This is a genomic window from Pseudomonas sp. NPDC089534, assembly GCF_044749305.1.
Lineage (GTDB): Bacteria > Pseudomonadota > Gammaproteobacteria > Pseudomonadales > Pseudomonadaceae > Aquipseudomonas > Aquipseudomonas ekonensis.
This window is the reverse complement of sequence record NZ_JBIVHR010000131.1, coordinates 1-12860: the sequence shown is the minus strand read 5'-3', so window position 1 is coordinate 12860 and position 12860 is coordinate 1. Positions and strand designations below refer to the sequence as shown.

The window sequence follows — 12860 nt, the reverse complement described above, 5'->3', positions numbered from 1 at the left end:
AGGGGCCGGCGATGATGCTGCTGGCGTAGATGCATCTGGGCCCGAACCTCGGTGCGCAGATGGCCATGTTGACGCCGTTGTGCAGCGTACCGCTGGTGTTCGCCGGGCTGGCCCTGATTCACGGGCTGGTGGCGCAAAAGCGATTGGCCGGTTTCTGGCTGGTGGGGTTGTACGTGACGCTGTTGCTGTTCATGCAGCTGGTCTATCCGTTGCTCGTGGTTCTGGCCATTGTCGACAGCCTGATTGATTTTCGCGGTCGTCACGTGTCGAAAGACACCGATAACGCGAACGGTGAAGGTTAAAAGTTAAGAGGTTAATACCAAATGGAACTGATCCTGCTGGAAAAAATCGCCAACCTGGGCAACCTGGGCGACAAAGTAAAGGTTAAGGCCGGCTACGGTCGTAACTACCTGCTGCCTTTCGGCAAGGCCACCGCTGCGACCGCCGCCAACCTGGCTGCGTTCGAAGAGCGTCGCGCCGAGCTGGAAAAAGCCGCTGCTGACCGTAAGGCTTCGGCTGAAAGCCGTGCTGCCCAACTGGCCGAGCTGGAAGTGACCATCACTGCCACCGCTGGCGACGAAGGCAAGCTGTTCGGTTCGATCGGCACCCACGACATCGCTGACGCACTGACCGCCTCGGGCGTTGAAGTCGCGAAGAGCGAAGTTCGTCTGCCGAACGGCACCATCCGCAACGTGGGTGAATTCGACGTGGCCGTGCACCTGCACGCCGAAGTCGAAGCCACCGTACGCGTTGTCGTGGTAGCGGCTTAAGCAATACCTGATCGGCTGGCGGCTTGTCCGTCAGACGGTTAACATCGGGCACGATCCTGTTCGCAGGTCGTGCCCTTTGTCTTTCTGGCATATGCCGTTTCCACATCCCTGCTTTTCCTGAATAACCAAGTGGCCATGAACGAAATCTCTGCTCCCGAGCAATACGATCTGCAAACCGCCGCCCTGAAGGTGCCGCCGCACTCCATCGAGGCCGAACAGGCTGTGCTCGGTGGCCTGATGCTGGACAACAACGCCTGGGAACGCGTGCTCGATCAAGTCTCCGACGGCGATTTCTACCGGCATGACCACCGCCTGATCTTCCGCGCGATCGCAAGGCTCGCCGACCAGAACCTGCCGATCGACGTCGTGACCCTGTCCGAGCAGTTGGACAAGGAAGGGCAGACCGCCCAGGTCGGCGGCCTCGGCTACCTGGGCGAACTGGCGAAGAACACGCCGTCCGTCGCCAACATCAAGGCCTATGCGCAGATCGTCCGCCAGCGGGCGACGCTGCGCCAACTGATCGGCATCAGCAACGACATCGCCGACAGCGCCTTCAACCCCGAAGGCCGCACCGCCGAAGAGATCCTCGACGAAGCCGAGCGGCAGATCTTCCAGATCGCCGAGGCGCGGCCGAAGACCGGCGGCCCGGTGGGCGTGAACGAGCTGCTGACCAAGGCCATCGACCGCATCGACACCCTGTTCAACACGTCCGACGCGATCACCGGCCTGTCCACCGGCTACACCGACCTCGACGAGAAGACCAGCGGCCTGCAGCCCGCCGACCTGATCATCGTCGCCGGCCGTCCGTCGATGGGTAAGACCACCTTCGCGATGAACCTGGTGGAAAACGCCGTGCTGCGCAGCGACAAGGCCGTGCTGGTGTACTCCCTCGAGATGCCAGGCGAATCGCTGATCATGCGTATGCTCTCGTCCCTGGGCCGCATCGACCAGACCAAGGTGCGTTCCGGCCAGCTGGAGGACGACGACTGGCCGCGCCTGACCTCGGCGGTCAACCTGCTCAACGACCGCAAGCTGTTCATCGACGACACCGCCGGCATCAGCCCGTCGGAAATGCGCGCCCGCACCCGGCGCCTGGTGCGCGAGCACGGCGACATCGGCCTGATCATGATCGACTACCTGCAACTGATGCAGATCCCGGGTTCCAGCGGCGACAACCGCACCAACGAGATTTCCGAGATCTCCCGTTCCCTGAAGGCCCTGGCCAAGGAATTCAACTGCCCGGTGGTGGCGCTGTCGCAGCTCAACCGTTCCCTGGAGCAGCGTCCGAACAAGCGTCCGGTGAACTCCGACCTCCGGGAATCCGGAGCGATCGAGCAGGACGCCGACGTGATCATGTTCGTGTACCGGGACGAGGTGTACCACCCGGAGACCGAGCACAAGGGCATCGCCGAAATCATCATCGGCAAGCAGCGTAACGGTCCGATCGGCTTCATCCGGCTGGCGTTCATCGGCAAGTACACCCGGTTCGAGAACCTGGCGCCGGGCAGCTACAACTTCGACGACGACGAATAACCTGCAGCCCTTTGTGGCGAGGGAGCTTGCTCCCGCCGGATTGCGCGGCTGCCTGACCATGGCGGCTGCTGTGCAGCCGAGCGGGAGCAAGCTCCCTCGCCACAAGGGAAAGTGTGGCGGCCGAGAATTTCCGACCATGGCCGTCGGAATTGGTCAAAATTTGTGCTATATTCCGCGCCCGCGAAATTCCATGAAAGCCAACACCGGTTATCGACATGCAAGCAGCCAAGCCGTTATTTGACTATCCGAAGTACTGGGCCGAATGTTTCGGGCCGGCGCCGTTCCTGCCGATGAGCAGGGAGGAGATGGATCAGCTCGGCTGGGACTCCTGCGACATCATCATCGTCACCGGCGATGCCTACGTCGACCACCCGTCGTTCGGCATGGCGATCATCGGCCGCCTGCTGGAGGCCCAGGGCTTTCGCGTAGGGATCATCGCGCAGCCGAACTGGCAGTCCAAGGACGACTTCATGAAGCTGGGCGAGCCGAACCTGTTCTTCGGCGTCGCGGCCGGCAACATGGACTCGATGATCAACCGCTACACCGCCGACAAGAAAATCCGCTCCGACGACGCCTACACGCCCGGCGGCATGGCCGGCATGCGTCCGGACCGCGCGAGCCTGGTCTACAGCCAGCGCTGCAAGGAAGCCTACAAGCACGTGCCGATCGTGCTCGGCGGCATCGAAGCCTCGCTGCGCCGCATCGCCCACTACGACTACTGGCAGGACCGCGTGCGCAACTCGATCCTGATCGACGCCAGCGCCGACATCCTGCTGTACGGCAACGCCGAGCGGGCCATCGTCGAAGTCGCCCAGCGCCTGTCCTACGGCCAGAAGATCGAAGACATCACCGATGTGCGCGGCACCGCGTTCATCCGCCGCGACACCCCGCAGGGCTGGTACGAGGTCGACTCCACGCGCATCGACCGTCCGGGCAAGATCGACAAGATCATCAACCCGTACGTCAACACCCAGGACACCGCCGCCTGCGCCATCGAGCAGGAGAAGGGCCCGGTCGAAGACCCGCAGGAAGCCAAGGTCGTGCAGATCCTGGCGAGCCCGAAGATGACCCGGGACAAGACCGTGATCCGCCTGCCGTCCATGGAGAAGGTGCGCAACGACCCGGTCCTGTACGCCCACGCCAACCGCGTGCTGCACCTGGAGACCAACCCCGGCAACGCCCGTGCGCTGGTGCAGCGGCACGGCGAGACCGACGTCTGGTTCAACCCGCCGCCGATTCCGATGACCACCGAGGAAATGGACTACGTGTTCGGCATGCCGTACCAGCGCATTCCGCACCCGGCCTACGGCAAGGAAAAGATCCCGGCCTACGAGATGATCCGTTTCTCGGTGAACATCATGCGTGGCTGCTTCGGCGGCTGCACCTTCTGCTCGATCACCGAGCACGAAGGGCGGATCATCCAGAACCGCTCGGAAGAGTCGATCATCCGCGAGATCGAAGAGATCCGCGACAAGGTGCCGGGCTTCACCGGGGTCATTTCCGACCTCGGCGGCCCGACCGCGAACATGTACCGCATCGCCTGCAAGAGCCCGGAGATCGAATCCGCGTGCCGCAAGCCGTCCTGCGTGTTCCCCGGCATCTGCCCGAACCTGAACACCGACCACTCCTCGCTCATTCAGCTGTACCGCAGCGCCCGTGCGCTGCCGGGCGTGAAGAAGATCCTGATCGCCTCCGGCCTGCGCTACGACCTGGCGGTCGAGTCGCCGGAATACGTCAAGGAACTGGTGACCCACCACGTCGGCGGTTACCTGAAGATCGCCCCGGAGCACACCGAGGAAGGCCCGCTCAACCAGATGATGAAGCCGGGCATCGGCACCTATGACCGCTTCAAGCGCATGTTCGAGAAGTTCTCGAAGGAAGCGGGCAAGGAGCAGTACCTGATCCCGTACTTCATCGCGGCCCACCCGGGCACCACCGACGAAGACATGATGAACCTGGCCCTGTGGCTCAAGGGCAACGGCTTCCGCGCCGACCAGGTGCAGGCGTTCTACCCGTCGCCGATGGCCTCCGCCACCGCGATGTACCACTCGGGCAAGAACCCGCTGCGCAAGGTCACCTACAAGAGCGACGGCGTGACCATCGTCAAGAGCGAGGAGCAGCGCCGCCTGCACAAGGCGTTCCTGCGCTACCACGATCCGAAGGGCTGGCCGATGCTGCGCGAAGCGTTGCTGCGCATGGGCCGGGGCGACCTGATCGGTTCGGGCAAGCATCAGCTGATCCCGGCGCACCAGCCGGCCACCGACAGCTACCAGAGCGCCCGGCGCAAGAACTCGACGCCGGCCGGCAGCCACAAGGTCGCCAAGGAAAAGACCACCAAGATCCTCACCCAGCACACCGGCCTGCCGCCCCGTGGCAGCGACGGCGGCAATCCGTGGGACAAGCGCGAGAAGGCCAAGGCCGAAGCGTTCGCCCGCAACCAGCAGGCGGCCAAGGAGCGCAAGGACGCCGCCAAGGGCAAAGGGCCCAAGCCTGCGCGCAAGCCGGTCGTGCCGCGCTGACGGGCATGTAGCTGAACAGGACGCCAACCTTCGGGTTGGCGTTCTGCATTCCGGCCCCAGAAACCGTTGCCTGTACTGGTCTCATCGTCGGATCGCCTCCCGGGGCAAGCCCGCTCCCACAGTGTTCTGCAAGCCCCCTGTGGGAGCCAGCCTGCTGGCGATGAGGCCGGCACAGACTGCCCTTGTCCATGGGCCTGCCACATTCAGGCGCAATTTCCCCAGGCCAATCCCGCCCGCCGCCCGATTTCGGTGCTGTACTGCCCTGTGCATTTTCGCAACGGCGCCCCAGCCACCGCATGGCACAAGTCTTGCGCGCCGTTGACTACGCTCAGGCCCGCAGGAGGCACGCCGTGTCGATTCAAGTCGCCTTGCACCACGTCACGCATTACCGCTACGAACGCGCCGTCGAGCTCGGGCCGCAGATCGTCCGCCTGCGCCCGGCCGCCCACAGCCGCACACGGATCCTGTCCTATGCGCTGAAGGTCACGCCCGGCCAGCATTTCATCAACTGGCAGCAGGATCCCCAGGGCAACTACCTGGCGCGGCTGGTGTTCCCGGAAAAGACCCACACGCTACGGATCGAAGTCGATCTGCTGGCGGAAATGGCGGTGTTCAATCCGTTCGACTTCTTCCTTGAGCCCTACGCCGAAAGGATCCCCTTCGCCTATGCGGCCGACGAGCGCAAGGAACTGGCGCCGTATCTCGAAACCTTGCCGCTGACGCCGAAGTTCGAGGCCTACCTCGACGGCATCGACCGCACGCCGCTGCCGGCCGTGGATTTCCTGGTGGCGCTCAACCAGCGCCTCAGCCAGGACATCAACTACCTGATCCGTCTGGAACCGGGCGTGCAGACCCCGGAAGACACCCTCGAACGCGCCTCCGGCTCCTGCCGCGACTCGGCTTGGCTGCTGGTGCAGTTGCTGCGCCATCTCGGGTTGGCGGCGCGCTTCGTTTCCGGTTACCTGATTCAACTGACGGCGGATGTGAAAAGCCTCGACGGCCCGTCCGGCACCGAAGTGGACTTCACCGACCTGCACGCCTGGTGCGAGGTGTACCTGCCCGGCGCGGGCTGGATCGGGCTGGACGCCACGTCCGGGCTGTTCGCCGGTGAAGGGCACATTCCGCTGGCGTGCAGTCCCGATCCGTCGTCGGCGGCGCCGGTCAGCGGGCTGGTGGAGCCTTGCGCGTGCGAGTTCAGCCACGAAATGACCGTGGAGCGGATCCGGGAAACGCCACGGGTCACCAAGCCTTACACCGATGCGCAGTGGCAGGCGATCCAGGCGCTGGGGCGGCGGATCGACGCCGACCTGCTCGAAGGCGATGTGCGCCTGACCATGGGCGGCGAGCCGACCTTCGTCTCCATCGACGACCCCGACGGCGCCGAATGGAACACCGCCGCCCTCGGCCCGGACAAGCGCCGGCTCTCCGCCGAACTGTTCCAGCGCCTGCGCAGGCATTACGCGCCCCAGGGGCTGGTGCACTTCGGGCAGGGCAAGTGGTATCCCGGCGAGCAGTTGCCGCGCTGGTCGCTGAACTGCCACTGGCGCCGCGACGGTGTGCCGGTCTGGCGCAACAGCGCGCTGATCGCCGACGAGCAGCAGGACTACGGCGCCGACGGCGCATTGGCCGGGCGCTTTCTGGCGAGCGTTGCCGAACGCTTGAAACTGCCGGCGCGATTCGTGTTCGCGGCCTACGAAGACCCTCTCCACTACCTGTGGCGCGAGGGCGCCTTGCCGGTCAACGTCAGCGCCGAAGACCCGCGGCTGGAGGATCCGCTGGAGCGGGCACGCCTGCGCAAGGTCTTCGGCCAGGGGCTGGGCAAGGTGATCGGCCAGGTGCTGCCGCTGGCGCGCACCGCCAAGGGCGACCAGTGGCAGAGCGGGCGCTGGTATCTGCGCGACGAGCACTGCCGGCTGGTGCCGGGGGACTCGGCGCTGGGCTACCGCCTGCCGCTGGCATCGCAGCCGTGGGTGAAGGCGGCGGAGTATCCGTACGTCCATCCCAACGACCCGAACCAGGACTTCCCCGACCTGCCGGACACGGCGCAGCTCAACCGGCACGGCGAGCCTGCCGAGGCCGACGAACGCCGGCCGGCGGTCGATGCGTCCGCCGACTGGCTGACCCGCACCGCGCTGTGCGCCGAGCCGCGGGGCGGGCGCCTGTACCTGTTCATGCCGCCGTTGCAGCGGGTGGAGGAGTATCTGGAACTGGTGGCGGCCATCGAGGCCACCGCCGAGGAGCTGGACTGCCCGGTGCTGCTGGAAGGCTACGAGCCGCCGGCCGATCCGCGCCTGGCCAACTTCCGCATCACCCCGGATCCGGGGGTGGTCGAGGTCAACGTCCAGCCGTCCGCCACCTGGGACGAACTGGTCGAGCGCACGGAGTTCCTCTACGAGCAGGCGCGGCTGACCCGGCTGTCCACCGAGAAATTCATGATCGACGGCCGGCACACCGGCACCGGCGGCGGCAACCATTTCGTCCTCGGCGGGGCGACGCCGGCCGACTCGGCGTTCCTGCGCCGTCCCGACCTGCTGCGCAGCCTGATCAGTTACTGGCACAACCATCCGTCGCTGTCCTACCTGTTTTCCGGCCTGTTCATCGGCCCGACGTCCCAGGCGCCCCGGGTCGACGAGGCGCGCAACGATGCCCTGTACGAACTGGAGATCGCTTTCGCGCAGATGCCGGCGCCGGGCGAAGAGTGTCCGCCGTGGCGGGTGGACCGGCTGCTGCGCAACCTGCTGATCGACGTCACGGGCAACACCCACCGCGCCGAGTTCTGCATCGACAAGCTCTATTCGCCGGACGGCGCCAGCGGACGCCTGGGCCTGCTGGAGCTGCGCGCGTTCGAGATGCCGCCCCATGCGCGCATGAGCCTGGTTCAGCAACTGCTGCTGCGGGGGCTGGTGGCGCGGTTCTGGCGCGAGCCCTATGCGCCTTCGAAACTGGCGCGCTGGGGCACCGAACTGCATGACCGCTTCATGCTGCCGCACTTCATTGCACAGGATTTCGCCGAGGTCATCGACGACCTCGACCGGGCCGGCTATCCGTTGCGGGCCGAATGGTTTGCGGCGCACCAGGCGTTCCGCTTCCCCAAGCTCGGCGATTACGCCGTCAACGGCATCGGACTGGAGCTGCACCAGGCCCTCGAGCCCTGGCATGTGCTGGGCGAAGAGGGCGGGGCGGGCGGCACGGTGCGCTACGTCGACTCCTCGCTGGAGCGCGTGCAGGTCAAGGTCTCGGGATGGGTGCCGCAACGTCATCGGCTGACCTGCAACGGCGTTCCGGTGCCGCTGCACCCCACCGGGCGGGTCGGCGAGTATGTGGCCGGCGTGCGGTTCCGCGCCTGGCAGCCGGCCAACTGCCTGCAACCGACCATCGGCGTGCACGCGCCCCTGGTGTTCGACCTGGTCGACACCTGGACGCAGCGCTCCCTCGGCGGCTGCCAGTACCACGTCGCCCATCCGGGCGGGCGCAACTTCGAGACGTTGCCGGTCAATGCCAACGAGGCGGAGAGCCGGCGCCTGGCGCGTTTTTTCCGCATCGGGCACACGCCGGGGAACATTCCGATAGCGGATGTGGAAACGGACGACGAGTTTCCGCTGACACTCGATTTGCGACGTTTCTGAACCTTACGCGACGCCCGGACTTTTCGTATATCCGGGCGTCATGTGCCTGCGTTAGTCTGACCGTACATTGCCGGCTGCCGAGCTCTCCATGCCTGACTTGCTTGACCGCTACCCGCTGACGGCGGGCTCCTACCACGAACTGCTCGACGGCAGCGGCGCGGTGCGTCCGCACTGGCGCCGGCTGTTCGACCAGTTGCAGCGCAGCACGCCGCAGCAGTTGGCGCAGCGCCAAGCGCTGCTGGCGCGGCAAATTCAGGAAAACGGCGTCACCTACAACGTCTATGCCGACCCCAAAGGCGCCGACCGCCCGTGGGAGCTGGACCTGCTGCCCCATGTGATCGCCGCCGACGAATGGCAGCGGCTGTCGGCCGGGCTCGCCCAGCGGGCGCGGCTGCTCAATGCGGTGCTGGCGGACCTGTACGGCCCGCAGCGGCTGATCCGCGAAGGGCTGCTGCCGGCGGAACTGGTGTTCGGCCACAACAACTTCCTCTGGCCTTGTCAGGGCATTTCGCCTCCGGACGGGGCGTTCCTGCATCTGTACGCGGCGGATCTGGCGCGCACGCCGGACGGCCGCTGGTGGGTCACGGCGGATCGCACCCAGGCCCCTTCCGGGGCCGGTTATGCGCTGGAGAACCGCACCATCGTGTCCCGTGCCTTCCCCGAGCTGTACCGGGACTTGAGGGTGCAGCACCTGGCGGGCTTCTTCCGCACGCTCCAGGAAACCCTCGTGCGCCAGGCGCCGGGCGACAGCGAGACGCCGTTGGTGGTGCTGCTGACGCCGGGGCGGTTCAACGAAAGCTATTTCGAGCACCTGTACCTGGCGCGCCAGCTCGGCTATCCGCTGGTGGAGGGCGGCGACCTCACCGTGCGCGACGCCACGGTGTACCTCAAGACCCTCAGCGGCCTGCGCCGGGTGCACGCGATCATGCGCCGGCTCGACGATGACTTCTGCGACCCGCTGGAGCTGCGCACCGACTCGGCCCTCGGCGTGCCCGGACTGCTGGAGGCGGTGCGCCGGGGACGGGTGCTGGTGGCCAACGCGTTGGGCAGCGGCGTGCTCGAATCGCCGGGATTGCTGGGGTTCCTGCCGAAGATCAGCCAGCACCTGTTCGGCGAAGAACTGATCCTGCCGTCCATCGCCACCTGGTGGTGCGGTGAGGCGCCGGTGCTGGCCCAGGCCCTGGAGAAACTGCCGGAGCTGCTGATCAAGCCGGCCTTTCCTTCGCAGAGCTTTGCGCCCGTGTTTGGCCGCGACTTGAGTGAAAAACAGCGCCAGGCCCTCGTCGAGCGCATGCAGGCGCGGCCTTATGCCTATGTCGCGCAAGAGTTGGCGCAACTGTCCCAGGCGCCGGTCTGGCAGCCCGAAGACGGCCAACTGCAAGCACGGGCCATCGGCATGCGCCTGTACGCAGTGGCCAGCGGCGAGGGCTACCGGGTGTTGCCGGGCGGTCTGACCCGGGTGGCCGCCGAGGCCGACGCCGAAGTGGTGTCGATGCAGCGCGGCGGCGCCAGCAAGGACACCTGGGTGCTGGGCGACCGGCCGCCGAGCGGCGAACAGTGGAAGGCCCAGCGCAGCATCGGCGTGCACGACCTGGTGCGGCGCGACCCCTACCTGCCGTCGCGTGTGGTGGAGAACCTGTTCTGGTTCGGCCGTTATTGCGAACGCTGCGACGACAGTGCGCGGTTGCTGCGGATCGTGCTGGCGCGCTACATCGACGGCGACGATCCCCAGGCCCTGCAGGCCGCCGTGGACCTCGGCGAGCGGCTGATGCTGCTGCCGGACGAAGGCGAGCTGCCGCAGCGGCTGCTGGCGGCGCTGCTCGGCGAAGACTGGTCGTTCAGCCTGCGCGCCAATCTGCAGCGCCTGCAGTGGGCGGCGTCCCAGGTGCGCGGCAAGCTGTCGCGGGAGAACTGGCAGGCGCTGGTGGAGCTGCAGCGCGAGGCCGCCGAACTCGACGGCGACGAGCCGGATTTCGGCGAGCTGCTGGATTTCCTCAACCGGCTGGTGACTTCGCTGGCGGCGCTGTCCGGTTTCGCCCTGGACGACATGACCCGCGACGAGGGCTGGCGCTTCCTGATGATCGGGCGACGGATCGAGCGTTTGCAGTTTCTCAGCGCCAGCCTGGCGGCATTCCTGCGGGGCGCCGGCGCGTTCGACCAGGCGGGGCTGGAGTGGCTGCTGGAACTGGGCAACAGCAGCATCACCTACCGTTCGCGCTACCTGGCGGTGGCGCAGTTGATCCCGGTGCTCGACCTGTTGCTGCTCGACGAGCAGAACCCCCATGCGGTGCTGTTCCAGCTGAAGCTGGTGGCCCGCACCGTCAAGCGGCTGAACGATGATTTCGGCGCACCGAGGGAAGCCGGGTTGGCGCCACTGGCCGAGCGTCTGGCGCACATCGACCTCGGCTGCCTGGAGGGCCCGCTGTTCGGCGAATCCAGCGTGCGTGCGGCGCTCGACGGGCTGGCCGACCTGCTGCAAGACATCGCCGATGTCAGCGCGCAGGTGTCCGACCGCCTGGCCCTGCGCCATTTCGCCCATGTCGACGATGTCAGCCAGCGTACGGTGTCCGTCTGATGAATGCCCGCTACCAAGTCCTCCACGACACCTGCTACCGCTACGACAGCCCGGTTTCGCTGGCGCAGCAGTTGGCCCATCTGTGGCCCCGCGAGTGCGCCTGGCAGCGCTGCACCGAACAGCGTCTGCTGATCAGCCCGGAGCCGACCGCCCGCCGGGACGAGCTGGACGTGTTCGGCAATCCGCTGACGCGCCTGGCGTTCGAGCGGCCCCATGACGAGTTGCAGGTCAATGCGCGGCTGACGATCGAAGTGCTGGCGCGGCCGGTGCCGGCGTTCGACCGCTCGCCGGCCTGGGAGCTGACGCGCGACGCGCTGGCCTACAGCGGCCGACCGCTCTCGCCCCAGGTGCTGGAAGCCTGCCGCTATCGGTTCGAGTCGCCCTATGTGCACCTCAAACGCAGCTTCGTCGAGTTCTCCGAAAGCTGCTTCACGCCGGGACGGGCGATGCTGTCGGCGGTGCAGGCCTTGATGCGGAAGATCTTCAGCGAGTTCACTTTCGATGCCGAAGCGACCCAGGTCGCGACGCCGCTGGTGGAGGTGCTGGAGCGGCGGCGCGGGGTCTGCCAGGACTTCGCCCACCTGATGCTGGCTTGCCTGCGGTCCCGAGGGTTGGCGGCGCGCTACGTCAGCGGCTATCTGCTGACCCGGCCGCCGCCGGGGCAGCCCCGGCTGATCGGCGCCGACGCGTCCCACGCCTGGGTGTCGGTGTTTTGCCCGGCGCTGGGCTGGGTGGACTTCGACCCGACGAACAATGTACAGCCGGCGCTGGAGCACATCACCCTGGCCTGGGGCCGGGACTTCTCCGATGTGTCGCCGCTGCGCGGGGTGATTCTGGGTGGGGGCAGCCATGACCCGGAGGTGCGGGTCACGGTGATGCCGATTGAGCAGGCCCGTTGAAGAGCAAGTGCTGTGGCGAGGGAGCTTGCTCCCGCTCGGCTGCGCAGCGGCCGCAACAATCAGGAGCGCTGCGCACTCCAGCGGGAGCAAGCTCCCTCGCCACAAGGTCAGCTCGGCTTCTGGTCCACCCACTTCGGCGCGACGGTCGGCTGCCAGCGGTCGAGGGCGTCGAGCAGCGCCTGCGGCGAATCGCTGACCTGCAGCATGTCCCGGTGCGGCGCGCGGACGAAGCCTTCGCCGACGAGGTGGTCGAGGAACGCGGTGAGCTTGCTGTAGAAACCGTTCACTTCCATCAGGCCCAGCGGCTTGCCGTGGTAGCCGAGCTGGCCCCAGGTCCAGACCTCGAACAGCTCTTCCAGGGTGCCGAGGCCGCCGGGCAGGGCGATGAACGCGTCGCTGAGCTCGGCCATCCGCGCCTTGCGGGCGTGCATGCCGTCGACCACTTCCAGGCGGGTGAGCCCTTTGTGGCCGATTTCCTTGTCCATCAGCGCCTGCGGGATGATCCCGACCACCTCACCGCCGGCCGCCAGCGCGGCGTCGGCGACGATGCCCATCAGCCCGACGGCGCCGCCGCCGTAGACCAGGGTCAGATTGCGTTCGGCCAATGCCCGGCCGAGGGCGACGGCGGCTTCGGTGTACGCCGGGTCGGTGCCGGCGTTGGCGCCGCAAAATACACAAACGGAAGTGAGAGACATGCCTTGCTCCTGTGTCGATCAGTCGCACAGGGTAGCGGCAGCGGGGCCGCTGTCCAAGGACTAGACTTCGCGTTCCGGCGTTTCACAGGTACCGCTGGCACCGCAGGCGTAGGCGGCAAGCAGGCTGCGCAGCAAACCGTTAAAGAACATGATCGGCACTCCGTTTCAGTGGGATGGGCCGATCATAGGCCCGGGCTGCGGTTCTGGCCGGTAGATTGTTTCGATGAGTGTCATAGCCTGAAA

At 66.6% G+C, this 12860-nt stretch carries 7 protein-coding genes and 1 pseudogene; 7 read left to right on the top strand and 1 reads right to left on the bottom strand.

Translation table 11 applies throughout. The annotated features are described in order from the left end of the window. The 7 genes and pseudogenes from ACIP0B_RS26230 to ACIP0B_RS26200 form a co-directional block, all read left to right on the top strand. A pseudogene (locus ACIP0B_RS26230) lies at positions 1-302 on the top strand (hypothetical protein); the annotation flags it as partial. Positions 303-323: 21 nt separating this feature from the next. Next, the gene (gene rplI, locus ACIP0B_RS26225; protein WP_085582869.1) at positions 324-770 is read left to right on the top strand and encodes a 50S ribosomal protein L9; all 447 of its coding nucleotides are present in this window, start codon (positions 324-326) and stop codon (positions 768-770) included. Positions 771-905: 135 nt separating this feature from the next. Next, on the top strand, positions 906-2303 hold the full coding sequence (gene dnaB / locus ACIP0B_RS26220) for a replicative DNA helicase (protein WP_400837595.1): 1398 nt from the start codon (positions 906-908) through the stop codon (positions 2301-2303). A 215-nt stretch (positions 2304-2518) separates the two neighbouring features. Continuing rightward, on the top strand, positions 2519-4822 hold the full coding sequence (locus ACIP0B_RS26215; RefSeq protein WP_400837592.1) for a YgiQ family radical SAM protein: 2304 nt from the start codon (positions 2519-2521) through the stop codon (positions 4820-4822). Positions 4823-5172: 350 nt separating this feature from the next. Continuing rightward, on the top strand, positions 5173-8448 hold the full coding sequence (locus tag ACIP0B_RS26210) for a DUF2126 domain-containing protein (RefSeq protein ID WP_400837589.1): 3276 nt from the start codon (positions 5173-5175) through the stop codon (positions 8446-8448). Positions 8449-8536: 88 nt separating this feature from the next. Beyond that, positions 8537-11023 (top strand): circularly permuted type 2 ATP-grasp protein, encoded by a 2487-nt coding sequence (locus tag ACIP0B_RS26205; RefSeq protein ID WP_400837586.1) that lies wholly within the window; start codon positions 8537-8539, stop codon positions 11021-11023. After that, entirely contained in the window at positions 11023-11922 is a 900-nt protein-coding gene (locus ACIP0B_RS26200; protein ID WP_400837583.1) for a transglutaminase N-terminal domain-containing protein, read from the top strand. Before ACIP0B_RS26205 ends, ACIP0B_RS26200 begins: the two co-directional genes overlap by 1 nt. A 107-nt stretch (positions 11923-12029) precedes the next feature. On the opposite strand, the gene ACIP0B_RS26195 is transcribed toward ACIP0B_RS26200, so the two are convergent. Further along, positions 12030-12617 (bottom strand): TIGR00730 family Rossman fold protein, encoded by a 588-nt coding sequence (locus ACIP0B_RS26195; protein WP_400837580.1) that lies wholly within the window; start codon positions 12615-12617, stop codon positions 12030-12032. Positions 12618-12860: the final 243 nt, after the last annotated feature.